Consider the following 23732-nt stretch of genomic DNA (forward strand, 5'->3'; position numbering starts at 1 on the left):
GTGCCGCCAGCGGCCGCGCGGGTCAGCCGCGGCGGGCGGCGAGCGCGGCGTCGTACAGCTCGCGCTTGCCCCGGCCGGTCTCGTCGGCGACGGCCGCGGCGGCGTCCTTGAGCCGCTCCCCCGCTGCCACGCGGGCGAGCACGCCGGCGACGGCGTCGTCGAGGGATGCGGGCGCGGGCGTCGCGCCGCCGATCACGAGCACGATCTCGCCCTTCACGCCCTCGCGCGCCCACGGCTCGAGCTCGGCGGCGGTGCCGCGCCGCACCTCCTCGAAGCGCTTCGTGAGCTCGCGCGCGACGGCCACGGGCCGGTCGCCCAGCTCGTGCGCGACGTCGGCGAGCGCGTCGGCGAGGCGGTGCGGCGACTCGAACAGCACGACGGTGCGGCGCTCGTCGGCGAGCGCACGCAGCGCGCTGCGGCGCTCGCCCTGCTTGCGCGGCAAGAAGCCGTCGAACGCGAAGCGGTCGGTCGGCAGGCCAGACAGCGCGAGCGCCGTGAGCACCGCCGACGGTCCGGGCAGCACCGTCACGGGCACGTCGGCCGCGATCGCCGCCTGCACGAGCCGGTAGCCGGGGTCGGAGACCGTCGGCATGCCGGCATCGGTGAGCAGCAGCACGTCGGTCTCGCGCGCCTGCTCGGCGAGCTCGGGAGCCAGCGCATCCTCGGTGTGCTCGTGCACGGCCACGAGCCGTGGGCGGTCGTCGCGCTCGACGTGCAGCGCCGCGAGCAGCCGCTGCGCCGTGCGCGTGTCCTCGGCGGCGATGACGGGTGCGGAGGCGAGCGCCTCGCGCAGCCGCGTGGTCGCGTCGCCGAGGTTGCCGATCGGGGTGGCGGCGACGAGGAGCATGCATCGATCCAAGCACCCATGAGCCCATGGGAGGATCGCCGAGTGACGCTCACGGATGCCAGCCCCGAGCATCCGGACGCCCAGCCGGCCGCCCCGGAGCCCGCCGCGCCCCGCCGCGACCTGCTCGCGCCGCTGCGCACGCCGCAGGCCCGTCGCATCATCGACCTCGCCGCCCCGATCGGCGTCGTCGCGCTGGCCGCGACGCTGCGGTTCGCGAACCTCGGCAACCCGCACGAGCTCGTCTTCGACGAGACGTACTACGTCAAGGACGCGTACTCGCTGTGGCAGCTCGGCTACGAGGGGCAGTGGCCCGACGACGCGAACGACGCGTTCGTCGACGGCACCTCCACGCTGCAGTCGACGCCGTCGTTCGTCGTGCATCCGCCGCTCGGCAAGTGGATCCTCGGCATCGGCATGGGCCTCGGCGGCATCGACGACCCGTTCGCGTGGCGCTGGCCCGCGGCGCTCGTCGGCGTGCTCGTCGTCGTGCTGACGATGCTCGTCGCCCGCGCCCTCACGCGCTCGTGGACGTTCGGCGCCCTCGCGGGCCTGCTGCTCGCGATCGACGGCCAGGCGATCGTCATGAGCCGCACGGTGCTGCTCGACCAGACGCTCGCGCTCTTCGTGCTCGCCGCCGCCGCAGCGCTCCTGCTCGACCGACGCGGCGCGCCAGCGCGCATCGTGCGCTGGCGGCACGCGCATCCCGGATCCTGGCTCGGGCCCGCGCTCTGGTCGAGACCGTGGGTCGTCGCCGCCGGTGCGATGCTCGGCGCGGCGTGCGCCGTGAAGTGGTCGGGCCTCTACTTCGTCGCCGCGTTCGGCCTGTGGTCGGTCGCGCTCGACGCGCTCGACCGGCGCCGCGCGGGCATCCGCGGCTGGCACGTCGGCACCCTGCTGACGCAGGCGCCGACGAGCCTCGTGCTCGTCATGCTGCCGGCTCTCGCCGTGTACCTCGTGTCGTGGACGGGCTGGTTCGGCGGCGGCTACGGCTCGTCGTGGGCGCGCGACAACCCCGGCGAGCTGCTCACCGGCGCGTTCGCGTGGGTACCCGAGCGGCTGCAGGCGCTGTGGCACTACCACCAGCAGATGTGGACGTTCCACGTCGGCCTCACGAACGACCACCCGTTCGAGAGCCCCGCGTGGCAGTGGCTGCTGCTGCTGCGCCCCACCGCGTTCCTGCTGCACCTCGACGGCGACCAGATGACGTTCATCACGGCGCTCGCGAACCCCGTGATCTGGTTCCCGGCCGTCGCGGCCCTCGCGGTGCTGCTCTACCGCATGGGCTCGCGGCTCGACCGCACCGCCGCGTTCCTCGTCGTCGCCGTCGCGGCCGGCTACGTGCCGTGGCTCGCCTTCCCCGACCGCACGATCTTCGCCTTCTACACGATCGTGTTCGAGCCGTTCCTCGTCATCGGGCTCGCCTACCTGCTGTGGCGACTCGTGCACGGCCGCGTGCGGCCCATGACCGCGCGCGTCGGCCGCATCCTCGTCGCCGCCCTCGTCGTGCTCGCCATCGCCGCCACGATCTTCTTCGCCCCCATCTGGTACGGCGTGTGGGAGCACGAGGACCTGCTGCGCCTGCGGTACTGGCTGCCCGGCTGGCGCTGACCCCTAGTCGTCGTCGACGACGGGATCGGTCAGGACCGCCGCGAGGGCACGCGCCTGCACGTCACGCTGCGCCGATCGCGGATCCTCGAGCGTGATGAGCGCCTTCCACAGCGCCCAGCCGCGCGCCCTGCCCCAGGTGTCGTCGTCGAGCCCGACCGCGTCGCGCAGCACGCGGCGACCGGATGCGTCGAGCCCGGTCCAGGCGAGCACGAGGTCGCACGCCGGGTCGCCGACGCCGACCTGACCGAAGTCGATGACGCCCGCGAGTCGCCCGTCGACCTGCAGGAGATTCGTCGCGGCGACGTCGCCGTGCACCCACACGGGCTCGCGCTGCCACGACCACGCGAGCGCCCGCTCCCAGATCGCCTCGGCCGCATCCGCGTCGATCGTCCAACCGATCGTGCCGAGCGCGCGCCGCACGTCGCCGTCGTAGACGCCGAGGTGCCCGCCGCGATGGAAGGTGCGCTCCCCTGCCGGCGGACCGTCGGCGGCAGGGATGCGATGCAGCGCGCGCAGGAAGGCGCCTACGTCGGCGGCGAACGCGTCCGACGCGATGCCCATGGGCACGAGCGGCTCCCCAGGCACCCAACGGCGCACCGCCCAGGGGAAGGGGTAGCCCTCGCCCGGCTCGCCCACGGCGACGGGCTCGGGCACCGGCACGGGCAGGTGCGGCGCGAGCACGGGCAGCCAGCGATCCTCGACGGCGACGGCGCCGACGTAGCCCGCAGCGCTCGGCAGGCGCACGACGAGGTCGGGCCCGAGCCGGAACGTGCGGTTGTCGTTGCCCTGACGGTCGACCGGCCGCACGGGCAGATGCCCGAGGTGCGGCAGCTGCGCGGCGACGAGACGCGCGACGAGCGCCGCGTCGATGCGCGGCGGGTCGGTCATGCGCGCTCGGGAGCGGTCGTGAGCGTGGCGCCGATCGCGAGGTAGGCCTCGAACGCGGGCTGCACCGCCTCGATCGGCACGTGTCCGGCGGCGACGAGCTGCGCGAGTCCGTGCGCGGCGCCCCAGGCGCCGACGACGGCCGCCTCGACCTCCTGCGCGCCGAGGTCCGGCGCGATGCGTGCGATCGCTGCGCCGATGAGCGCCTCGTTCTCGGCGATGAGGGCCGTCATCTCCGACCCCGTCTGCCCCGGCACGCACACCTCGGGATCGAAGATCACGGCGAACCCTTGCGGGTGCTCGTGCGCGTAGCCCACGTACGCGGCGCCCATCGCGACGAACGCGGCCCGCGCGTCGGCTTCGCCGTCCCCCGCGGCGCGCTGTGCCTCGACGAGCCGGGTCATGTGGCGGATGCCGAGCCGTTGCAGCAGCGCATGGCGATCGGCGAAGTGGTGGTAGGGCGCGTTGTGGCTGACGCCCGCGCGCCTGGCGACCTCGCGGAGGCTCAGGGATGCGGCGCCACGCTCGGCGAGCAGGCTGTCGGCCGCCGCCTCGAGCGCGCTGGCGAGATCGCCGTGGTGGTAGCGCGACTCGGATCTTGACATGCGCAAGATCGTACCCGATGCTGGGCAGTGTCCAGATTGTGGACACTGTCAAGATTTGATTCGAGCAAGGAGCTCGCCATGCGCACCCTCGTCATCGACGGCCACCCGAACCCCGACTCCCTCTCGGCAGCGCTCGCCGCGCGCTACGCCGCCGAGAGCGACGACGCGCGACTGCTCGTCGTGCGCGACCTCGACTTCGATCTCGTGCTGCATCGCGGCTACCGCGGCGAGCAGCCCTTCGAGCCCGACCTCGCCGACGCGCTGCAGGCCATCCGCGACGCCGAGCACGTCGTCGTCGTGACCCCCGTGTGGTGGGGATCGGTGCCCGCGCTGCTCAAGGGCTTCCTCGACCGGGTGCTCGTGTACGGCGAGGCGTTCCGCTACACCGAGCGCGGCACGCCCGAGGGCCTCCTCGCCGGTCGCACGGGCCGCCTCGTCGTGACGAGCGACTCCCCGCGCTGGTACCTGCCGCTCGTCGGCGACACCACCGTGCGGCACCTGCGCACGACGACGCTGCGATTCTGCGGCATCCGCCCCGTGCGCCTCACGCGCGCGACGAGCGTGCGGTCGTCGACGCCCGAGCGGCGCGAGCGCTGGCTCGACCGCATGGCCTCGGACGCGCGCCGCGACGGCGCCGCGACCGACGCGGGCCGCCGCTCGGACGAGCGGTCGACGCCGGGCATGATGGTGCGGTGACCGACGCTCCCCTCGCCATCCCGCACGCCGATGCCGCCGACATCGAGGCGGTCGTCTCGGAGCCCGAGGGCACGGCGTGGGCGACCGTCGTGCTCGCGCACGGCGCGGGCGCCGGCAAGGACCACGGCTTCATGGTGGGCATGGCGCATGCGCTCGCCGACGCCGGGCTGCGGGTCGTGCGCTTCGACTTCCCCTACGTGACCGCGGGCAAGCGCTTCCCCGACCGCGCGCCCGCCGCCATCGCTGCCTGGCGCTCGGTCGCCGACGCGGCCCGCACCCTCGGTGACGTGCCGCTCGTCGCCGCCGGCAAGTCGTTCGGCGGCCGCATGGCCACGATGGCGGTCGCCGAGGGAATGCCGGCCGACGCGCTCGTGTCGCTCGGCTACCCGCTGCACGCGCCCGGCAAGCCCGAGCGGCTGCGCGACGAGCACCTCTACGGCATGACGACGCCGCATCGGATCGTGCAGGGCACGAACGACCCGTTCTCGTCGGGCGACCTGCTCGAGGGCGTCGTCGAGCGCATCGGCGGCTCGGCGACGATCGACGCCGTCGAGGGCGGAGGACACTCGTTCGAGGTGGCCGGCAACAAGAGGACGCCCGAGGTCATCGCGACCGAGCTCGCGCCCCGGGTCGTCGACTGGCTGCGCGCCACCGTCGGCTGACGCTCACCAGCCGCGCATCCCTCCCCGACGCGACCGACGGGCCGCATCCACAGGGGATGCGGCCCGCCGGCCAACGCGGATCGTGCGCGGTCAGTTGACCTCGGCGGGGTCGGCCGAGACGCGGCCGGCGACGCCCTGGTCGAGCGCGTCGATCGTCGCGATCTCGTCGGCCGAGAGCTCGAAGTCGAAGACCTCGATGTTCTCGCGCATGCGCGTCGCACGGTTCGACTTGGGGAACACGATGCGGCCCTGCTGCAGGTGCCAGCGCAGCAGCACCTGCGCCCACGACTTGTCGTGCGCGGCGGCGATCGACGCGACCTGCGACTCGTAGTCGACCTTGCCCTGGCCCAGCGGACCCCACGCCTCGAGCAGGATGTCGTGCTCGGCGGCGATCGCGGCGGTCTCGCGCTGCTGGAACTGCGGGTGCAGCTCGATCTGGTCGACGACGGGCTTGGGGCCACCCTCGGCGAGCAGCGCCGGCAGGTAGCGGTGGTCGAAGTTCGAGACGCCGATCGACGTCGTGAGGCCCTCGGTCTGCAGCTCCTGGAACGTCGTCCAGGTCTCCTGCCACAGGCCCTTCTCGGGGCACGGCCAGTGGATGAGGTACAGGTCGACCTTCTCGAGGCCGAGCTTCTCGAGGCTCGACGCCATCGCGTCGCGCGAGGCGGTGCGGCCCTGGTCGTCGTTCCAGCACTTCGTCGTGACGTAGAGCTCGTCGCGCGCGATGCCCGAGGCGGCGATGGCGCGGCCGACGCCCTCCTCGTTGCCGTAGACGGCGGCGGTGTCGATGTGGCGGTAGCCGGCCTCGAGCGCGTCGGTGACGATGCGCTCGGTCTCGGCGGGGTTGACCTTGAACACGCCGAACCCGAGCTGCGGGATGGACGTGCCGTCGTTGAGTGCGACGGTGGGGATGGACGTCATGAGGCTCCTTCTCGTCTCGCCGACGCTCGCGGCAGCCGCGCGGGGTCGCCGCGCTCGGCCGTCGATGCCGCGATGCGCTCGACCGTCCGAGCCTAGCGACGCGGGGTCAGCCGATGACGTCGATCAGCCACGCGCGAACCTGCGCCCAGCAGTCGCTGCCGGGGTCGAGGTGGGCGAAGTGGTCCTCGCCCGCGACGACCTCGAGGCGCACGTCGTCGCCGGCGGCCGTCGCGACCGGCGCATAGTCCTCCGAGAGCCACGGCGGCACGAGCACGTCGGCGTCGCCGGTCACGATCAGCTGCGGCACGCCGAGCGGCAGCATCTGCTGCGGCGACGTCGTGGCGGCGAGGTCGGCGGGCACCGGCACGTCGGGGCCGATGCCGAGGATCGACGCGACGGCGCCGCCGCCCACCGACTCCGCCTGCGCCGCGACGAGGTCGTTGACGCCGGCCTGGCTGCACGCCGCGATCGGCGACAGCGCGGGATTCGCGCCCGGCGCATCCTCGGGCAGCAGGTGCCTGCCCGCCGCCCAGAGCGCGAGGTGGCCGCCCGCCGAGTGGCCGACGATCGCGACGCGGTCGATCGCGACGCCCGCGTCTGGCCCGACCGTCGCGAGCAGGTCGACGGCCGCGGCGAGGTCGGCGAACGTCGCGGGGTAGCCGCCGCCGGCGCCGACGCCGCGGTAGTCGACGTTCCACACGGCGTAGCCGTCGGCGACGAGGTCGGCCGCGACCGCATCCTCGAGGCTGCGGTCGTACCCGGCCTGCCAGAAGCCGCCGTGCACGAGGATCACCGTGCCGCGGGCCTCGCCGGAGGGGAGGATGAGGTCGCAGACCTGCGCGGGATCGTCGCCGTACTCGTGCGTGGTCGTCACCGCTCCATCCTCGTCGACGAGCTCGCCGACGGGGTCGGGCGCGCAGCCGGCGAGCGCGGCCGCGGCAGCGATGGAGCCTGCGAGGAACGTGCGGCGCCGCAGCATGTCAGCGCCTCCTGGGGATCGAGAGCAGCAGCGCGAGCAGCGCGAGCACGAGCGCGAGCGCCTGCGGCGCGAGGATCGCGAGGCTCGAGCCCTGGAACAGCAGGGCCGACGCGACGGCGGGGATGGCGGGGGCGAGCAGCACGACGAGGAACGCCCACCACCGCGCGCCCGAGGCGAGCAGCCACCCGACGATGCCCGTGCCGACGAGCAGCGACTGCGGGCTCGCGACCCAGCGGACCTCGACCGGGATGCGCACGGGGCCGCCGAAGAGCAGGGCGACCAGGCCGACGGCGAGGCCGATGCCGACGAGCACGATCACGATGCCGAGGGCGCGCCGACCGAGGCTCCCGGGAGCGAGCGAGAAGGCGACGACGATCGCGACGAGCCCGAGGGCGGCCCCGCCCGCAGCGAGCGCCATCGACTCGATCGGCACCTGCGCACCCGAGAGCACGGGCGTGATGCTGAGCACGCCGTCGAGCAGCAGCGCGCCGCCGACGATGCCGAGCAGTCCGGCGAGCAGCCAGTGCCGCCGATCGAGACGGCGGCCGGGCCGCAGCGGCTCGAGCGGCGAGCCGGGCGTCGCCGGCATCGGCACGGTGCGCGGCACGGGCGGCGCCATCGGATCGCCCGGAGGGTGCGGCAGGCTCATGGCGTCAGCGAAGCATCGAGCGCTGGATGCGCGCTGACGCCCCGCCGCAGGAGCGACGGGACGTCAGTGGTCACGCGGGGCGCGGAGCGCCGAGGGATCAGGCGGCCTCGTAGGTCTCGCAGTGGGCGGTGCCCTGGCCGCCGGCGATGCGCACCTCGCCCGCGAGGCACAGCGCCGACTGGTTGTGCACGCACTCGGTGCGCTGGCAGGCGCCGACGTGGCTGATGACCTTGGGCAGGCCGCCGTCGATGCCGAGCGGCAGGAACGTGGCGCAGCCTGCGCCGTCGCCGCCGACGGTGATGGCGGGTGCGTGGCATCCGTCGTGGTTGTAGCCGCAGTCGGTGGCGCTGCACGACGTGACGGTGGGGAGCTGCTCGATGGTCATGACTTCCTCCTCGACTCTGAGCCAGGATGCACCCGTCGTGACGGCGTGTCCAGCAAGGTCAGGCTGCCCTGACCGGGGGTTTTCGGGTGAGGACAGCCTTACCTGGCGCGCGCTGCGACGACCCGCTCGGAGCCGTCTGCCAGGCGCGTGCCGCACCCTGGATGCGCGTTCCCTCGAGCATCGGAGCCACGCATGCGGCGCAGCCTCCTCGCCCTCTCCGCGATCCTCGCCATCGCCCTCGCGGGCTGCGCGACCGCCGAGCCCGAGGCATCCGAGGCGCCCTCGGCGTCGCCGTCCCCGACCGCGTCCGAGACTCCGTCGGCATCGCCCTCCCCGACCGAGGAGCCCGTCGCCGAGGCGCCGCAGTGCGGCGACGCGTACCTGCTCGCCACCAACGCCATGGCACCGACCGGCTTCGTCGGCACTGACGACGAGGTCCTCGCGTCCATGGCGCCCGCCGCGGGCTTCGTCGACCCCGCGGCGCTCGACGGGCTCGACGTGCGCTGCACCGTCACCTACCTCGGCATCGCCGACGGTCCCGGCGGCTCGTCGATCGTCGAGGTGTCGGTCGCGTTCGTCGGCGCCGACCCCGCGCCCGTGCCCGCGCTCGAGGCGTGGGCGACGGCCGCGGGCTACGTCGCAGACGGCGCCGGCGCGCCCGCCGAGTGGTCGCAGCCGCCCGCCGCCGACGGCACCACCACGCAGAAGGTCGTGTGGCTCACGAGCGCCGACCGCGGCCTCGACGACGCGGCGGTCGCCGACCTCGCGACGCAGACGGGCGTGCCGATGGATGCGTCGACGATGCAGGTCGTGCACTCCGACTTCACCGTCGGGGGCTGAGCCCGCGCCTCAGGCGTCGATCGCGCGCCGCAGGTACTGGATGCGGTCGCGCAGCTGCTGCATCGACGCCTTCGCGACCTCGGGGCCGCCGCACACGCGTCGCGCCTCGGCGTGCACCATGCCGTGCGTCTGCTTGCGCTTCTTCGCGACGATCGACACGAGCGCGTTGAGCAGCTGCCGATCCTCGCGCAGCGAGCGGAACAGCGCGTCCGGCTGCGGCTGCACCGGCTTCTCGGCGATGCGCGACGCCTGCCTGCGCTGGCGGCGCTGCAGCATCTCCGACACCTCCTCGGGCTCGAGGATGCCGGGGATGCCGATGAAGTCGAGCTCCTCGTCGGTGCCGGGCTCGACGAGCTGGCCGAACTCCTGGTCGCCGAACAGCACCTTGTCGAACGTGGCGGCCGACGAGAGCGGCTGCCACGTGAAGGGCGCCTCCTCGCGGTCCTCCTTGTCGGGCTTCTCGGCCGCCTCCATGAGGGAGTCGTCGAGCAGCTCGTCGTCGTCGGTCGGCTTGCCGAGGGCGTGGTCGCGCTGCCGCTCGAGCTCGGCGGCGAGCTGCAGCAGCACGGGCACCGACGGCAGGAACACCGTCGCGGTCTCGCCCCGGCGGCGCGATCGCACGAAGCGGCCGATGGCCTGCGCGAAGAACAGCGGCGTCGCCGACGACGTCGCGTACACGCCCACCGAGAGGCGCGGCACGTCGACGCCCTCCGACACCATGCGCACGGCGACCATCCACCGCGACTCGGCCGCCGAGAACTCCTCGATGCGCGCGCTCGCGCCCGCATCGTCCGACAGCACGACCGTGACCTTCTCGCGGCACAGCCCCTCGAGGATCTGCGCGTACTGGCGCGCCTGCGCCTGGTCGGTCGCGATCACGAGCCCGCCCGCGTCGGGCACGAGCTCGCGCACCTGCGTGAGGCGCGCATCCGCGCTGCGCAGCACCTGCTGGATCCACGTGCCGCCCGGGTCGAGCGCCGTGCGCCACGCGGCCGACGTGATGTCCTTCGCGTCCTCGTGGCCGAGGGTCGCGCGCATCTGCTCGCCCATCGACGTGCGCCACTCCATCGTGCCCGCGTACGCCATGAACAGCACGGGGCGCACGACGTGGTCGGCGAGCGCGCGGGCGTAGCCGTAGTCGTAGTCGGTGGCCGAGTAGCGCACGCCGTCGGCGGCGGGCGCGTACTCGACGAACGGGATGGGCGCGTCGTCGCTGCGGAACGGGGTGCCCGTGAGCGACAGACGGCGGGTGGCGGGCGCGAACGCCTCGCGCACCGCGTCGCCCCACGAGAGGGCGTCGCCCGCGTGGTGCACCTCGTCGAGGATCACGAGGGAGTCGGCCGAGCGCGTCATGCGCTCGTGCAGCGCGGGGCGGGCGGCGACCTGCGCGTACGTCACGGCGACGCCGTGGTAGTGCCTGGCGGCCTCGCCGTGGGCGTTGCGGAACTCGGGGTCGAGGCGGATGCCGGCGCGCGCGGCGGCGTCGGCCCACTGGGTCTTGAGGTGCTCGGTCGGTGCGACGACCGTGACGCGGCGCACGGCCCCGCGACGCAGCAGCTCGGAGGCGAGGCGCAGCGCGAACGTCGTCTTGCCTGCGCCGGGCGTCGCGGCGGCGAGGAAGTCGCGCGGCTCGCGCTCGAAGTACTTGGTCAGCGCCTCCTGCTGCCACGCACGCAGCGTCTGCGTCGTGCCCCACGCGGCACGCTCTGGATACGCGGGGCTCAGGTGGTCGGCGGCCCACGAACCGTAGTGCTGGGGCTCGCTCGACATGACGGTCCACGGTAGCCGCCGCATCCGACACGACACGAACGCGCGGCGCCTGCGATCCCAGCGTGCTCGCACGGGTGCGGCGTAGCATCCGCAGCATGCACTTCCCCATCGGACTGCTCGCCATCGCGGTGGCCATCTCGATCGCCGCGTGGCGCACGCGTCCGCGCTGGTGGGTCGTGACGATCGGCGCCCTGATCGTCATCGGCCTCGTGTGGAGCGTGCTCGGCATCCTGGGCATCACGGTGACGTTCGGCGGCATCGTGCTCGCGACCGTGGGGTGGATCTACCTGGGCCTCTGCATCGTGTCGATGCTCGCGGCGCTGCTCGTGCTCGAGCGACGCGGACCGAACGGCGAGGAGGCCCCGCCGCTCATCGGCGACAACCCCTTCGACGGCGACACGAACGACGCCGACGACCCGACGCCGACGCGCGACCTGCCGTAGCCACGCGCGCTCGTCGGTCGTTGCGTCTTGCAGGCGATTCCGCCTCTTGAGGGGAATGCTCCCTTGAGAGGCGGAATCGCCTGCGAAACGCAGACGGGGTGGCGTCAGGCGCCGGGCGTCGCGTCGTACGTCAGCCAGCGCGTCCTCGTCGCGACGCGGTCGTAGAGGCGCTGCGCCGTCACGTTGTCGTCGGCGGTGATCCAGCGCACGACGGATGCGCCCTCGAGCGCCGCGATGCCGCCGAGGTGCGCGATGAGCGCGTGCCCGACGCCCGTGCCGCGCACCGACTCGGCGGCGTAGAGGTCGTCGAGCCACACGCCGACCGTGCCGGTCGACGGCCGCGCGAAGCGGCGGTGGTGAGCGATGCCGACGAGCGCGCCGTCGGCCTCGGCGACGAGCCCGCGCACCTCGTGGTCGGCATCCGCGAGCCACGACCACACGCGATCGACGACCGCCTCGTCGGCCTCGAGCCGGTAGAACTCGCGGTACGCGCGGAACAGCGTCGCCCACTGCTCGCGGTCGTCGGGGCGCACGGGTCGGATCGTCACTGCCATGCCTCGATGCTGCCAGCCCACAGCCGGCGCCTGCGCGGCTTCGCTACCATCCACGCGACGGAAGGTGGCGCGATGTCCGACCCCGAGATCCCCAGCGAGATGCCCCCGGTGACGCCCGAGTTCCAGGCGGACCTCGACCAGTTCACGAAGGGCCAGCTCGACGAGGAGCAGCTCGTCGAGCGCTACATGGAGCGCCTCGGCTACGGCGACCTGTGGCGCCAGCAGCAGCGCCTCGCGCCGGGCGAGCTGCCCGAGTAGCGCGCTCCCCGTCCGCCTCCAGCGGACCCGCGCATCCGACGCGCCCGGGCTGCGAGAGGATGGGCGGGATGCACATCGCCTATCCGGCCGACCTGCCGGTCTCCGCGCGGCGCGACGAGATCGCGGCCGCCATCGAGGCGAACCAGGTCGTGATCGTCGCGGGCGAGACGGGCTCGGGCAAGTCGACGCAGCTGCCGAAGATCTGCCTCGACATCGGGCGCACGGCCATCGCGCACACGCAGCCGCGCCGCATCGCCGCTCGCACGATCGCGGAGCGCGTCGCCGAGGAGCTGCAGGTCGAGCTCGGCGCCGAGGTCGGCTACCAAGTGCGCTTCACCGACAAGGTCTCGGCCGACACGAAGGTCGCCGTCATGACCGACGGCGTGCTGCTGAACCGCATCCACCGCGATCCGGACCTCACGCAGTACGACACGATCATCATCGACGAGGCGCACGAGCGCTCGCTCACGATCGACTTCCTCGTCGGCTACCTGCAGCGCCTCCTCCCCCGCCGTCCCGACCTGCGCGTCATCGTGACGTCGGCGACGATCGACCCCGAGTCGTTCTCGCGCCACTTCGGCGGCGCGCCGATCATCGAGGTCTCGGGCCGCACCTACGGCGTCGACGTGCGCTACCGCCCGCTGACGCGCGAGGCGATGTCGGACGACGACGACGACAGCGACGACGCGCACGACGACGTCGACCCGATCGACGGCATCCACGACGCCATCCAGGAGATCTGGCGCGACGACGAGGGCGACGTGCTCGTGTTCCTCTCGGGCGAGGCCGAGATCCGGGATGCGCAGGATGCGCTCGCGGGCCGCCTCGGCGCGGGCGTCGAGATCCTCCCCCTCTACGGGCGTCTGTCGGCGGCCGAGCAGCACCGCGTCTTCGAGCGCCGCCCGGCAGGCGTGCGGCGCCGCGTCGTGCTCGCGACCAACGTCGCCGAGACGAGCCTCACGGTGCCGGGCATCCGCAACGTCGTCGACACCGGCACCGCCCGCATCTCGCGCTACTCGACGCGCGCGAAGGTGCAGCGGCTGCCGATCGAGGCCATCAGCCAGGCCTCCGCCAACCAGCGCTCGGGCCGTGCGGGCCGCGTCGCGCCCGGCATCGCCATCCGCCTCTACGCCGAGGAGGACTTCGCGAAGCGGCCGGCGTTCACCGACCCCGAGATCCTGCGCACGAACCTCGCGTCGGTCATCCTGCAGGCCGCGACGCTCGGCCTCGGCCCGCTCGAGGACTTCCCCTTCCTGCAGCCGCCCGAGCGCCGCGCGATCGCCGACGGCACCGACCTGCTGCGCGAGCTGCAGGCCATCGAGCGCTCGGGCGCCGTCACGCGCGTCGGCCGCAGCATCTCGCGCCTCCCCGTCGACCCGCGCTTCGCGCGCATGGTGCTCGCGGGCGTGGAGCACCACGTCGCCGACGCCGTCATCCCGATCGTCGCGGCGCTGTCGATCCAGGATCCGCGCGAGCGCCCGCTCGAGCATCGGGCGCGCGCCGACCAGCTGCACGCGCGCTTCGCCGACCCCACCTCCGACTTCATCTCGCTGCTCAACCTGTGGCGCTACCTGCGCGAGCAGCAGCGGCAGCGCTCGGGCAACCAGTTCCGCCGCATGTGCCGCGACGAGCACCTCAACTTCCTGCGCGTGCGCGAGTGGCAGGACGTCGTGCGGCAGCTCGAGCGGTCGCTGCCGAGGGATGCGCAGCCGTCGGGCTCGCGGGGTGGTGGAGGCCGCGGCCGCGGGTCGGAGACGAGCGCCGAGCCGTTCTCGACGAGCGCGACCGAGATCCACAAGGCGCTGCTCGCCGGACTGCTGAGCCAGATCGGCGTGCGGGATGCCGAGAAGCGCGACTTCGTCGGCGGCCGCGGCACGCGGTTCCACATCCATCCGTCGTCGACGCTGTCGAAGAAGCAGCCGCAGGCTGTCATGGCCGCGGAGCTCGTGGAGACGTCGCGGCTGTTCGCGCGCGTCGTCGCCGGCATCGACCCCGCGTGGGCCGAGCCGCTCGCCGGCGACCTCGTGAAGCGGCAGTGGTTCGAGCCGCGCTGGTCGAAGCGCGACGGCGCCGCGATCGCGACCGAGCGCGTCACGCTCTACGGCGTGCCGATCGTGCCGCAGCGGCGCATCCAGCTGTCGCGCGTCGATGCGCTGCTCGCGCGCGACCTCATGATCCGCCACGGCCTCGTCGCCGGCGAGTGGCAGGTGCGCGAGCGCTTCCTCACCGCCAATCGCGAGCTCATCGCCGAGATCGAGCGGCTCGAGGAGCGCCAGCGCCGCCGCGACCTGCTGCTCGACGACGAGCGCATCGTCGAGCTGTACGACGCGCGCATCCCCATGCACGTGACGGATGCGCGAGGCTTCCAGCGCTGGTGGCGCGAGACGCGCAGCGCGACGCCCGACCTGCTGACGTTCACGCGCGACGACCTGCTGGGGCGCGAGGAGGGGCCGGCCGAGGACCAGTACCCGACGACGTGGCGGCAGGGCGACCAGACGCTGCGCCTGTCGTACCGGTTCGAGCCGGGCGCCGACGACGACGGCCTCACGGTGCACGTGCCCATCGCGCTGCTGCCGCGCCTCACGCCCGCCGGCTTCGACTGGCTCGTGCCCGGCATGCGCGAGGAGCTGCTCACCGCCATGATCAAGGCGCTGCCGAAGCACGTGCGCCGCCACGTCGTGCCCGCGGGCGACTGGGCGCGGTCGATGCTCGTCGACCTGCCGGCCGCGCCGACCGGGGAGCCGATCGCGCAGGTGCTGGCCGACCGCATCCGCGCCACGGCGCACACGCCCGCGGATGCGTCGGACGTCGAGTGGGCGCGCGTGCCCGGCCATCTGCTGCCGCGCTTCGTCGTCGAGGGCGCGAAGGGCAAGGTGCTCGGCGCCGGGCGCGACCTACCGGCGCTGCAGGCTCGCCTCGCGCGGCAGGCGACCGTCGAGGTCGCCGCCGTCGTCACGCACGACCTCGAGCGCACCGGGGTCGATGGATTCGAGGCCGATCTGCCGCGCTTCGTCGACGTGCGCCAGGGCCAGGGCACCGTGCGCGCCTACCCCGGGCACCGGCTCGCGAAGGGCGGCCGCGTCGACGTGGCGCTGTTCTCGACCGAGGCCGAGCGCGACGCCGCCGAGCACGCCGCCGTGCGCCGCATGCTCGCCGACGCCGTGCAGTCGCCGCAGTCGTACGTGCAGGCGAACCTGTCGAACGCCGAGCGGCTCGCGCTCGGCGCCTCCCCGTACCCGTCGACGGCGCGGCTGTTCGACGACGTGCTGCTGGCGATCGTCGACGAGGAGCTCGCCCTGGGCGGGTCGGTGCGGTCGCCGCAGGACTTCGCGCGCATCCGCACGGCCGTGTCGCTGGGGCTCGTGGAGCGGATGTTCGACGTCACGGCGCGCGTCGCTGCGGTGCTGACGGCGGCGCGGGCGGCGGATGCGGCGATCCGCGACGTGTCGTCGCTCGCGTTCATGGCGCAGCTCGCCGACGCCCGGGCGACGCTCGAGGGGCTCGTGCACGACGGGTTCATCGTCGCCGCGGGCGTCTCGCGGCTGTCGCGCCTGACCGTGTACGTGAAGGCCGTCGAGCATCGCGTGCGACGCCTGCCCGAGACGGCGCACCGCGACGTGCAGTGGATGGCGGAGGTCTCCGATGCAGTTGCCGCCCTGCGCGCCGCCGGCGGCGCGATCCCCCTCCCCTCGACGGCGGCGCAGCCGCTCGTCGAGGCGCGCTGGATGATCGAGGAGCTGCGCGTGAGCCTCTTCGCCCAGACGCTCGGCGCCCGCGGCCCCGTGTCGGTGCAGCGCATCCGCCGCGCCCTGCAGAGTTGAGGGTTTCGGCCCGATGTGAGGTCGCATCGGGCCGAAACCCTCAACTCCGTGGCCCGGGGACGCGGGGGCGGCGCGGGGCGATTCCCGCTGTGATGAGCGGGGCGACGCGCGACCACCCGGCCGGGTCGACCGTGGGCGCCGGGTCTGCGACGACGTCGGAGGCTGCGCCGAGGATGCGCGTCGCGCCGGGCTCGTCGGACCAGGGCTGCCAGCCCGGGTCGCCGCCCGTGGCGAAGGCGACCATCGCGCCGTGCACCGCGTCGGCGAGCGATTGCGGGGCGTCGACGCCGACGAGGTGGTCGGCGTGCGCGTCGCCGAGCGCGTCGAACGCGAACGGCACGTCGACGCAGTGCACGGCGCCGCCACGCGTCGGCGACGCCCAGTCGAAGCGGTACGCCCACGTGTCGGCGCCCTCGGCGAGCGCAGCCGGCACGCGCTCGCCCGCCCGCACCGCCGCATCCGGATGCTCGAGCGTGCGCCGCGCGCGCACGCTCGGATCGGATGCGTGCTCGCGCGCATGCGCGGCACCCACGACGGCGCCGCCGAAGATGACGTCGGAGAGGTAGCGGCACGCGAGCGCGCCCGCGCCGGCGCGGGCGGCGTCGGGATTGGCGGCGACGTACGCGCGCCGCGTCGCGGCATCGACGTGCGCGGCGCCGAGCGTGACGCTGCTCGGGATCGCCCGCAGCGCGCCGGTCGCGCCGTGCAGCCAGCGCGGCACGAGCGCCTCGGTGAGCGCGAGCTCGTCGTGCATCGCGCCGACGACGAGCGGCACCGTCGCGCCCGCGCCGGCGGCGAGCGCCTCCATCGTCGGTCGCTCGACGAGCTCGCCGTCGACGACGGGGCCGATCGCGAGCAGCTCGTCGGCGAGGCGGTACAGGCCACGGCCAGCGCCGCGACGCGCCTTCGGCTGCGCGCGCAGCACGTCGCGCTCGGTCGTGCGCCGCATGGTCTCGAGCAGCGGCACGCCGCCGTGCGCGCCGATGCCGAGGCGGTCGCCGAGCCGTGCTGCGAGGGCGCGGGCCGTCTGCTCGGGCACGTCGGCGAGCGCCGGGGATGCTGCCCAGGCCCGCGCGAACAGGCCCTCGGCGGCGCGCATCCCGAGCAGCGTGAGCACGGCGCCGCCGCCCGCCGACTGCCCCGCCACCGTCACGCGCGACGGGTCGCCGCCGAACGCGCCGACGTGCCGTTGCACCCACTCGAGCGCGGCGAGCCAGTCGCGCACGCCGCGGTTCTGCGGCACGCCCTCGATCCAGCCGAAGCCGTCGAAGCCGAGCCGGTACGAGACGAGCACCGTGACGACGCCGTCGCGCGCGAACGTGCCGTTGCCGTACCAGGGGCTCGCGGGCGAGCCGGTCGTGTAGCCACCGCCGTGGATCCACACGAGCACCGGCAGGTTCGCGTCGGGGCTCGGGTCGGGGGTGAGCACGGTGACGTGCAGGGTGTCGTCGCCGTCGACGCTCGGCTCGGGGATGAGCGCGCGCGGGTCGCCGATGCGCTGCGGCGTCGCGCCGTTCGCGGTGGCGTCGCGGATGCCGTCCCACGGCGCCTTCGGCACCGGGGCCCGGAAGCGTCGCGCGCCCGTCGGCGCCTCGGCGTACGGGATGCCGCGGAAGGCGGCGACCTGCGCGGTCTCGCGGCCGTGGGCGCGGGAGCTCGGCGAGCCGACGGTCTCCCACCGGCCGCGCACTCGGCCCGAGGGCGTGGGGATGACGAGGTCGCGAGCGCCGCCCGCGCCCGCATCCGTCCGCTCGCTGCTCACCCGCTCGACGCTACGCATCCCTCCTCTGCCGCGCCTGTGTCGCCGGTGCCGTGAGAGGGGTCACTTCCTGCCACTTCCTGCGGCGTGTCGTGGCATCGAGTGACCCCTCTTCGCACGGAAGCGACCACTCCGCGACAAGAAGTGACCCATCACCGGCAGGAGCGCCGCCGATAGGTTGGGACCGTGAGCGCCGTCATCGTCGACGTCCTGCGCACCGCATCGGGCAGGGGCAAGCCCGGCGGTGCCCTGTCCGCCTGGCATCCCGCCGCGCTGCTCGGCACGGTGATCGCCGAGCTCGTCGATCGGGCGGGCATCGACCCGGCGCTCGTCGACGACGTGTACGCGGGATGCGTGAGCCAGGTCGGGCAGCAGACGCAGAACGTCGCCCGCACCGCCGCGCTCGCCGCCGGCCTGCCCGTGACCGTGCCCGGCACGACGATCGACCGGCAGTGCGGCTCGAGCCAGCAGGCCATCCACTTCGCGCACGCCGCCATCGCGTCGGGGCTCGCCGACTGCGTGATCGCGTGCGGCGTCGAGCTCATGTCGACGCATCCCATCGGCTCCGCCGCCATCGGGCACGACCCGATCCCCGGCCAGGTGCACGGCCGCTTCCCCGGCCTCACGCACCAGGGCGTCGCCGCCGAGCTCGTCGCCGCACGCTTCGGCATCGGGCGGGATGCGCAGGACGAGTACGCCGCCCGCAGCCACGCCCGCGCCGCCGCCGTCGACTGGGGCGACGAGATCCTCACGGTCGCGGGCATCGACGGCGTCCACGGCGTCGACGAGACCATCCGCGCCGGCACGACGGTCGAGCGCCTCGCGACGCTGCAGCCCGCGTTCCGCACCGACGCGCTCGCGGCGCAGCATCCGGGCCTCGACTGGGCCGTCACCGCCGGCAACGCCTCGCCGCTCACCGACGGCGCCTCGGCCGTGCTCGTCACGAGCGAGGCATTCGCCGCCGCCCACGGGCTCACGCCGCGCGTGCGGATCGTCGACTCCGTCGCCGTCGGCTCCGACCCCGTCGAGATGCTGTCGGGCGTCATCCCCGCGACCGAGCGCATCCTCGACCGCCAGCGCATGCGCATCGACGACGTCGACCTCGTCGAGGTCAACGAGGCGTTCGCCTCCATCCCGCTCGCGTGGCTCGCCGCGATCGGCGGCGACGGCGACCGGCTCAACGCCCGCGGCGGCGCCATCGCCCTCGGCCACGCGCTCGGCTCGAGCGGCACGCGCATCATGACGACGCTCGTGCACGGCCTCGAGCGCTCGGGCACCCGCTACGGGCTGCAGACGATGTGCGAGGGCGGCGGCATGGCCAACGCCACGCTCGTCGAGCGGCTCTGACGCTGCTCGTTCCCGAGACCCACCCACCCAGCTCACGAGGAGGCTCCATGGACATCGCAGGCTCCAGCGCGCTCGTCACCGGCGGCGCGAGCGGACTCGGCGCCGCCACCGCCGCGATGCTGCGGGATGCGGGCGCTCGCGTCGTCGTCGCCGACATGCGCGCGGGCGACGACGAGGGCATCCACTACGTCGAGACCGACGTCACCGACGCCGACCAGGTGCAGAGCGCCGTGGATGCGGCGAGCGAGGCTGCGCCCCTGCGCATCGTCGTGCAGTGCGCGGGCATCGCGACCGCCGAGCGCACCGTCGGCAAGGAGGGGCCCCTGCCGCTCGAGCGGTTCTCGCGCGTCATCGCCGTCAACCTCGTCGGCACGTTCAACGTCGCACGGCTCGCGGCGGCGCGGATGCAGGAGACCGACGCCATCGGGGAGGAGCGCGGGGTGCTCGTGCACACCGCATCCGTCGCCGCGTTCGACGGGCAGGTGGGGCAGGCGGCGTACTCGGCGTCGAAGGGCGGCGTCGCCGCGATGACGCTGCCGCTCGCCCGCGAGCTCGCGCGCAGTCGGATCCGCGTCATGACGATCGCGCCCGGCATCTTCCGCACGCCGATGATGGCGGGGCTGCCCGAGGCGGCGCAGGCGTCGCTCGCCGAGCAGATCCCGCATCCCTCGCGCCTCGGCGACCCGTCGGAGTACGCGGCGCTCGTGCGGCACGTCGTCGAGAACCCGATGCTGAACGGCGAGACGATCCGCCTCGACGGCGCGATCCGCATGGCGCCGCGCTGACCCTGCCATCTCGATGACTGGTCGCAGTTGCACCACACTGGTCGCAGCTTCGGTGCAACTGCGACCAGTCATGCGTGCATCTCTGACCAGTGACGTGCATCTGTGACCAGTCATGGGGTAGGCCTGACTGCACCCAGCAGACGGCCAGGCACGGGATAGGCTCGCGGACATGCGCGCGTACGGGGAGGTCCTGCAAGCCCCCGGCGTCGCACGCATCATGACGGCGCAGCTCGTCGCCCGATTCCCGCAGGGCATGTACTCGCTCGGGCTGCTGCTGCACGTCGAGCGCACGTTCGACTCCTACGCCGCCGCGGGCCTCGTGCTCGCCGCCCTCTCGATCGGCCAGGGCGTCGCCGGTCCGCTCACGACGCGGTGGATGAGCCGTTGGGGCACGCGCCCCGTGCTGCTGCTCACGCTCGTCGTCGCCGCCGCGAGCATCCTCACGATCGCCCTGCTGCCGCTGAGCCTCATCGCCATGACGGGCATCGGCGCCATCGCGGGCCTCGCGATGCCGCCCATCACCCCCGCGGTGCGCACGCTCTATCCGACGATGGTCACGCAGCGGCTGCTCACGCGGCTCTTCAGCCTCGACGCGACGCTGCAGGAGATCATCTGGGTCGTCGGCCCCGTCGCCATCACGTTCATCTCGACGCAGGTCGGCACCGTCGAGGGCCTCGTGACGGCCGCGGCGGTGCAGCTGCTCGGCGGGCTGTGGTTCATCCTCTCCCCCGAGGTCGGCCGCATGCGCATCCCGCCGTCGGCGAAGCGCATCGGCGGCGTGCTGAAGAAGGTGCCGGTCGTGCTCGTCGTCGTCACGGGCATGCTGCTCATCGGCGGCTTCGCGGCATCGGAGGCCGCGGTCGTGTCGGTCTTCGGCCACGACGGCTTCGAGGCCGGCATGGTCATCGCGGCGAACGCGTTCGGCTCGCTCGTCGGCGGCCTCTCGCTCGGCGGCCTCACCATCCACCGTCGCTCGCTCGCGATCCGCATCGCCGTGTGCGCCGTCGGCTTCGGCCTCGCGTGCCTGATCCTCGACTTCTGGTGGCTCGCGCTCATGTTCTTCCTCGCGGGCATCGGCATCGCGCCGGCGCTGTCGGCGATGTCGTCGATCGTCGCGGCGACCGTGAAGTTCTCGGACACCCCCGAGGCGTACGGATGGATCGGGTCGGGCCAGCTGATCGGCGCGGCCGTGGGCTCGGCGGTCGCGGGCATCCTCATCGACTGGCAGGGCCCCATCGGCGGCTTCGCCGTCGCCTTCGTGCTCGCGAGCGCCGCCGCGATCGTCGCGTGGGTGCTGCGCGCGAGGCAGCCCGACCTCACGCAGGGCATCGGCGAGCCGCCCGAGACCGCACCGGTCGAGCTGCCCCGCTGACCCCTTGCGCGTCGCCCCGCGACGCGCGCACCGTGGAGGCATGGCCTCCCTCCGCGACCGCCTGCGCGGCCTGCCCGCGTTCCCCGACGACCTGCCCGTGCTCGACCCCGATGCCGTGCCCGCCGATCCGCTCGACCTCGTGCGCGCGTGGCTCGAGGATGCGATCGTCACGGGCGAGCGGCAGCCGCACGCCGTGACGTGCACGACGATCGACGACGCCGGCCGCCCCGCGAGCCGCACCCTCGTGATCAAGGACGTCGACGAGCGCGGCGTGCTCGTGGCGTCGTCGCTGTCGTCGCGCAAGGCGCATCACCTCGCGCAGCGGCCGTACGCGACGCTGCACGCATTCTGGCGACCGCTCGGCAGGCAGCTCGAGCTCGCGGGATCCGTCGTCGAGCTCGACGAGGCCGCCTCGCTCGCCGACTGGCGCGAGCGGCCCGGCTACGACGGCGTCGACGACCCGCGGTGGCGGGTCTGGGCCGTGCAGCCCGACCGCGTCGAGGCCATGCAGGCGACGCACGACCGGCGGCACGTGCGCGTCGAGTACCAGCGGCAGCGCGACGGCTGGCACCACTGGCGGCTCGAGCAGGGCGTCGGGCGGGGCTGAGACCCGCACCGGGCGAACGGAGTCGAGGTTTTCGGCCTCTTTTGACATCAAAAGAGGCCGAAGACCTCAATTCCTTGCCGGGCAGCCGATTGGGGGCATCCGCTGCCAGGATGGGTGCATGGTCGCCCAGCTGCCCCTGCTCGACGGCTCGAGCATCCCCGCGATCGGCCTCGGCCTCTACAAGGTGCCGCCCGCCGACACGGCACGGGTCGTGGCCGACGGCCTCGCGGCCGGGTACCGACTCATCGACGGCGCGCAGATGTACGACAACGAGGCCGCCATGGGTGCCGCGGTGCGCGAGAGCGGCATGCGCGACGAGCTGCAGGTCGTCACGAAGTTCTGGGGCGACCCCGTGCAGTCGTACGACGCCGTGCTCGCCGACTTCGCCGCATCAGAGCAGCGCATCGGCCTCGACGTGATCGACGGCTACATGATCCACTGGCCGCGCGCGCCGCGCGGCACGTTCGTCGAGACGTGGCGTGCCTTCCAGACGCTGCGCGACGAGGGTCGCGTGCGGTGGATCGCCGTGGCGAACTTCGGCGAGGCCGAGCTGCAGACCCTGCTCGACGAGACGGGCGAGTGGCCCGTCGTCAACCAGGTCGAGTCGCACCCGTGGCTGCCGCAGCACGACCTGCGCGCCTTCCATGCCGCGAACGGCATCGTCACGCAGGCGTGGAGCCCGCTCGGCCGCGGCCGCCTGCTCGACGACCCGACCCTCGTCGCGATCGCCGCCGAGGTGGATGCGACGCCCGCCCAGGTCGTGCTGCGCTGGCACCTGCAGCTCGGCGGTGCCGCGGCGCCCAAGTCGATGCACGCGTCGCGCCTCGCCGAGAACATCGCCGAGATCCCCGCGCTCTCCGTCGAGCACCTGGCGCGCATCGCCGCGCTCGAGTCGGGCGTGCGCACCGGCACGGCGCCGCAGGATCGCCCGTGAGTCGGCCATCGTCGGTGCCGACGCCCGGCGCTCCCACGCTCCCCCACGCCGTCGCGATCGCGTGGGGCGTCGCCGAGCTGCCGCAGCGCGGTCCCAAGCGCGAGCTGTCGACCGAGCGCATCGTCGAGGCGGCCATCGTCATCGCCGACGCCGACGGCATCGAGGCCGTGAGCATGGGCCGCGTCGCGACGGCGCTCGGCTTCACGCCCATGTCGCTCTACCGGTACGTCACCGGCAAGGACGACCTGCTGCTGCTCATGGTCGACCGGGCATCCGAGATCCACTCGCCGCCCGCCGACGGCGGCTGGCGCACGCGCCTGCGCACGTGGGCGACGTACGTGCGCGCCGGCTATCAGGCGCATCCGTGGCTCGCGAGCATGCCGCCGTCGGCGACGCCGACGACGCCGAATCGCCTCGCGATCCTCGACGGCGCGCTCGGCGCCATGGACGAGCTGCGCCTGCCCGACGAGTCGAAGGTGTCGATCGCGCTGCTGCTCATGGGCTACATCGGCCTGTTCGGCGAGTCCGGCCACGAGACGCGCATCGACGACGACATGCGCGGCGCGCTGCGCGAGCTCGTGACGGTCGAGCGCTTCCCGCACCTCGCGGCTGCCGTGCAGGAGGGCATCCTCGACGAGCCGCTCGCGAGCACCGACCGCGCGTTCTTCTTCGGCCTCAACCGGCTGCTCGACGGCCTGCAGGCGTGGATCGACCGCGGCGGCCACGACGACGCCGCGATCGACCGCATCCCGCCCGGCGTCGTCGCCGATCGCAAGGTGAAGGATACGATGAAGGCAGTGCGCGAGGCGGAGGCGCGGCTCGCGGAGGCACGGCGCGAGGCGCAGAAGGTCGCCGAGCGGGCGATCGAGCGCGAGGCCGCGGCCGAGGAGCGCACCCGCGAGCGCGAGGCGAAGGCGCAGGAGAAGGCCGACGCGAAGGCGCGCAAGCGGTCCTGAGCCCCTCGGCGCGACGCGTCGGACGTGCGAATGCCCGCCTCGGTTGGGC

23 protein-coding genes are annotated in these 23732 nt (G+C 73.9%); 13 read left to right on the forward strand and 10 right to left on the reverse strand.

The genetic code is table 11. The features are described from left to right. Positions 1-22 precede the first annotated feature (22 nt). Complete coding sequence (gene rsmI, locus BLQ67_RS03520) at positions 23-847, reverse strand: 16S rRNA (cytidine(1402)-2'-O)-methyltransferase (RefSeq protein WP_092502492.1); 825 nt, start codon at positions 845-847, stop codon at positions 23-25. A gap of 42 nt (positions 848-889) precedes the next feature. Between rsmI and BLQ67_RS03525 the strand changes: the two genes are divergently transcribed. Next, positions 890-2455 (forward strand): dolichyl-phosphate-mannose--protein mannosyltransferase, encoded by a 1566-nt coding sequence (locus tag BLQ67_RS03525; protein ID WP_157674652.1) that lies wholly within the window; start codon positions 890-892, stop codon positions 2453-2455. 3 nt (positions 2456-2458) lie between these two features. Here BLQ67_RS03525 and BLQ67_RS03530 read toward each other — a convergent pair whose 3' ends face one another. Next, the gene (locus BLQ67_RS03530; RefSeq protein ID WP_092502496.1) at positions 2459-3343 is read right to left on the reverse strand and encodes an aminoglycoside phosphotransferase family protein; all 885 of its coding nucleotides are present in this window, start codon (positions 3341-3343) and stop codon (positions 2459-2461) included. Further along, positions 3340-3945, reverse strand: coding sequence for a TetR/AcrR family transcriptional regulator (locus BLQ67_RS03535; protein WP_092502498.1), 606 nt, complete (start codon positions 3943-3945; stop codon positions 3340-3342). Before BLQ67_RS03535 ends, BLQ67_RS03530 begins: the two co-directional genes overlap by 4 nt. A gap of 78 nt (positions 3946-4023) precedes the next feature. Here BLQ67_RS03535 and BLQ67_RS03540 point away from each other — a divergent pair, with 78 nt between their 5' ends. Further along, the gene (locus BLQ67_RS03540) at positions 4024-4641 is read left to right on the forward strand and encodes an NAD(P)H-dependent oxidoreductase (RefSeq protein ID WP_092502500.1); all 618 of its coding nucleotides are present in this window, start codon (positions 4024-4026) and stop codon (positions 4639-4641) included. After that, on the forward strand, positions 4638-5303 hold the full coding sequence (locus BLQ67_RS03545) for an alpha/beta hydrolase family protein (protein WP_092502502.1): 666 nt from the start codon (positions 4638-4640) through the stop codon (positions 5301-5303). Before BLQ67_RS03540 ends, BLQ67_RS03545 begins: the two co-directional genes overlap by 4 nt. A gap of 90 nt (positions 5304-5393) precedes the next feature. Here the strand turns inward: BLQ67_RS03545 and BLQ67_RS03550 are convergent, their stop codons facing one another. From BLQ67_RS03550 to BLQ67_RS03565, 4 genes are all read right to left on the reverse strand, one after another. Next, on the reverse strand, positions 5394-6224 hold the full coding sequence (locus tag BLQ67_RS03550; protein WP_092502504.1) for an aldo/keto reductase: 831 nt from the start codon (positions 6222-6224) through the stop codon (positions 5394-5396). A 106-nt stretch (positions 6225-6330) separates the two neighbouring features. Further along, positions 6331-7203 carry an alpha/beta hydrolase gene (locus BLQ67_RS03555; protein WP_092502506.1) on the reverse strand — a complete coding sequence of 291 codons (873 nt, stop codon included), beginning with the start codon at positions 7201-7203 and terminating at the stop codon, positions 6331-6333. A 1-nt stretch (position 7204) separates the two neighbouring features. Beyond that, complete coding sequence (locus BLQ67_RS03560; protein WP_157674653.1) at positions 7205-7852, reverse strand: hypothetical protein; 648 nt, start codon at positions 7850-7852, stop codon at positions 7205-7207. Positions 7853-7949: 97 nt separating this feature from the next. Next, on the reverse strand, positions 7950-8237 hold the full coding sequence (locus BLQ67_RS03565; RefSeq protein ID WP_092502510.1) for a DUF1540 domain-containing protein: 288 nt from the start codon (positions 8235-8237) through the stop codon (positions 7950-7952). Between the two features lie 192 nt (positions 8238-8429). Between BLQ67_RS03565 and BLQ67_RS03570 the strand changes: the two genes are divergently transcribed. Further along, positions 8430-9077, forward strand: coding sequence for a hypothetical protein (locus tag BLQ67_RS03570; RefSeq protein ID WP_092502512.1), 648 nt, complete (start codon positions 8430-8432; stop codon positions 9075-9077). A gap of 9 nt (positions 9078-9086) precedes the next feature. On the opposite strand, the gene BLQ67_RS03575 is transcribed toward BLQ67_RS03570, so the two are convergent. Further along, entirely contained in the window at positions 9087-10847 is a 1761-nt protein-coding gene (locus BLQ67_RS03575) for a DEAD/DEAH box helicase (RefSeq protein ID WP_231945151.1), read from the reverse strand. A 95-nt stretch (positions 10848-10942) separates the two neighbouring features. On the opposite strand from BLQ67_RS03575, the gene BLQ67_RS03580 reads away from it, so the two are divergent. Further along, entirely contained in the window at positions 10943-11290 is a 348-nt protein-coding gene (locus tag BLQ67_RS03580) for a hypothetical protein (RefSeq protein ID WP_092502516.1), read from the forward strand. A 104-nt stretch (positions 11291-11394) separates the two neighbouring features. Here the strand turns inward: BLQ67_RS03580 and BLQ67_RS03585 are convergent, their stop codons facing one another. After that, positions 11395-11844 carry a GNAT family N-acetyltransferase gene (locus BLQ67_RS03585; RefSeq protein WP_092502518.1) on the reverse strand — a complete coding sequence of 150 codons (450 nt, stop codon included), beginning with the start codon at positions 11842-11844 and terminating at the stop codon, positions 11395-11397. Positions 11845-11916: 72 nt separating this feature from the next. On the opposite strand from BLQ67_RS03585, the gene BLQ67_RS03590 reads away from it, so the two are divergent. Both BLQ67_RS03590 and hrpA read left to right on the forward strand, forming a co-directional pair. Beyond that, positions 11917-12102 carry a hypothetical protein gene (locus BLQ67_RS03590; protein WP_092502520.1) on the forward strand — a complete coding sequence of 62 codons (186 nt, stop codon included), beginning with the start codon at positions 11917-11919 and terminating at the stop codon, positions 12100-12102. 59 nt (positions 12103-12161) lie between these two features. Next, positions 12162-15923 (forward strand): ATP-dependent RNA helicase HrpA, encoded by a 3762-nt coding sequence (gene hrpA / locus BLQ67_RS03595; protein WP_172802243.1) that lies wholly within the window; start codon positions 12162-12164, stop codon positions 15921-15923. 40 nt (positions 15924-15963) lie between these two features. Here the strand turns inward: hrpA and BLQ67_RS03600 are convergent, their stop codons facing one another. Further along, on the reverse strand, positions 15964-17685 hold the full coding sequence (locus BLQ67_RS03600; RefSeq protein ID WP_157674654.1) for a carboxylesterase/lipase family protein: 1722 nt from the start codon (positions 17683-17685) through the stop codon (positions 15964-15966). 183 nt (positions 17686-17868) lie between these two features. Between BLQ67_RS03600 and BLQ67_RS03605 the strand changes: the two genes are divergently transcribed. The 6 genes from BLQ67_RS03605 (at position 17869) to BLQ67_RS03630 (ending at position 23683) form a co-directional block, all read left to right on the forward strand. Then, positions 17869-19029 (forward strand): thiolase family protein, encoded by a 1161-nt coding sequence (locus tag BLQ67_RS03605; RefSeq protein WP_092502526.1) that lies wholly within the window; start codon positions 17869-17871, stop codon positions 19027-19029. Positions 19030-19076: 47 nt separating this feature from the next. After that, a complete protein-coding gene (locus tag BLQ67_RS03610; protein ID WP_092502528.1) occupies positions 19077-19814 on the forward strand; it encodes an SDR family NAD(P)-dependent oxidoreductase in 738 nt (245 codons plus the stop codon). A gap of 169 nt (positions 19815-19983) precedes the next feature. Further along, positions 19984-21186 (forward strand): MFS transporter, encoded by a 1203-nt coding sequence (locus BLQ67_RS03615; protein WP_092502530.1) that lies wholly within the window; start codon positions 19984-19986, stop codon positions 21184-21186. Between the two features lie 40 nt (positions 21187-21226). Beyond that, the gene (locus BLQ67_RS03620) at positions 21227-21793 is read left to right on the forward strand and encodes a pyridoxine/pyridoxamine 5'-phosphate oxidase (RefSeq protein WP_092502532.1); all 567 of its coding nucleotides are present in this window, start codon (positions 21227-21229) and stop codon (positions 21791-21793) included. A 118-nt stretch (positions 21794-21911) separates the two neighbouring features. After that, the gene (locus tag BLQ67_RS03625; protein ID WP_092502534.1) at positions 21912-22727 is read left to right on the forward strand and encodes an aldo/keto reductase; all 816 of its coding nucleotides are present in this window, start codon (positions 21912-21914) and stop codon (positions 22725-22727) included. Beyond that, positions 22724-23683: a TetR/AcrR family transcriptional regulator gene (locus BLQ67_RS03630; protein ID WP_092502536.1), complete on the forward strand. Its 960-nt coding sequence runs from the start codon at positions 22724-22726 to the stop codon at positions 23681-23683. The genes BLQ67_RS03625 and BLQ67_RS03630 overlap by 4 nt, the downstream gene beginning before the upstream one ends. Positions 23684-23732: the final 49 nt, after the last annotated feature.

This window comes from Agrococcus jejuensis, from assembly GCF_900099705.1.
In the GTDB taxonomy this organism is placed as follows: domain Bacteria; phylum Actinomycetota; class Actinomycetes; order Actinomycetales; family Microbacteriaceae; genus Agrococcus; species Agrococcus jejuensis.

Excerpts from the sequence above, each read along its gene's own strand:
- rsmI (WP_092502492.1), bottom strand. The coding sequence starts at position 847 with ATGCTCCTCGTCGCCGCCACCCCGATCGGCAACCTCGGCGACGCGACC.
- BLQ67_RS03530 (WP_092502496.1), bottom strand. The coding sequence starts at position 3,343 with ATGACCGACCCGCCGCGCATCGACGCGGCGCTCGTCGCGCGTCTCGTC.
- BLQ67_RS03535 (WP_092502498.1), bottom strand. The coding sequence starts at position 3,945 with ATGTCAAGATCCGAGTCGCGCTACCACCACGGCGATCTCGCCAGCGCG.
- BLQ67_RS03540 (WP_092502500.1), top strand. The coding sequence starts at position 4,024 with ATGCGCACCCTCGTCATCGACGGCCACCCGAACCCCGACTCCCTCTCG.
- BLQ67_RS03550 (WP_092502504.1), bottom strand. The coding sequence starts at position 6,224 with ATGACGTCCATCCCCACCGTCGCACTCAACGACGGCACGTCCATCCCG.
- BLQ67_RS03555 (WP_092502506.1), bottom strand. The coding sequence starts at position 7,203 with ATGCTGCGGCGCCGCACGTTCCTCGCAGGCTCCATCGCTGCCGCGGCC.
- BLQ67_RS03560 (WP_157674653.1), bottom strand. The coding sequence starts at position 7,852 with ATGAGCCTGCCGCACCCTCCGGGCGATCCGATGGCGCCGCCCGTGCCG.
- BLQ67_RS03565 (WP_092502510.1), bottom strand. The coding sequence starts at position 8,237 with ATGACCATCGAGCAGCTCCCCACCGTCACGTCGTGCAGCGCCACCGAC.
- BLQ67_RS03570 (WP_092502512.1), top strand. The coding sequence starts at position 8,430 with ATGCGGCGCAGCCTCCTCGCCCTCTCCGCGATCCTCGCCATCGCCCTC.
- BLQ67_RS03575 (WP_231945151.1), bottom strand. The coding sequence starts at position 10,847 with ATGTCGAGCGAGCCCCAGCACTACGGTTCGTGGGCCGCCGACCACCTG.
- BLQ67_RS03580 (WP_092502516.1), top strand. The coding sequence starts at position 10,943 with ATGCACTTCCCCATCGGACTGCTCGCCATCGCGGTGGCCATCTCGATC.
- BLQ67_RS03585 (WP_092502518.1), bottom strand. The coding sequence starts at position 11,844 with ATGGCAGTGACGATCCGACCCGTGCGCCCCGACGACCGCGAGCAGTGG.
- BLQ67_RS03590 (WP_092502520.1), top strand. The coding sequence starts at position 11,917 with ATGTCCGACCCCGAGATCCCCAGCGAGATGCCCCCGGTGACGCCCGAG.
- hrpA (WP_172802243.1), top strand. The coding sequence starts at position 12,162 with ATGGGCGGGATGCACATCGCCTATCCGGCCGACCTGCCGGTCTCCGCG.
- BLQ67_RS03610 (WP_092502528.1), top strand. The coding sequence starts at position 19,077 with ATGGACATCGCAGGCTCCAGCGCGCTCGTCACCGGCGGCGCGAGCGGA.
- BLQ67_RS03615 (WP_092502530.1), top strand. The coding sequence starts at position 19,984 with ATGCGCGCGTACGGGGAGGTCCTGCAAGCCCCCGGCGTCGCACGCATC.
- BLQ67_RS03620 (WP_092502532.1), top strand. The coding sequence starts at position 21,227 with ATGGCCTCCCTCCGCGACCGCCTGCGCGGCCTGCCCGCGTTCCCCGAC.
- BLQ67_RS03625 (WP_092502534.1), top strand. The coding sequence starts at position 21,912 with ATGGTCGCCCAGCTGCCCCTGCTCGACGGCTCGAGCATCCCCGCGATC.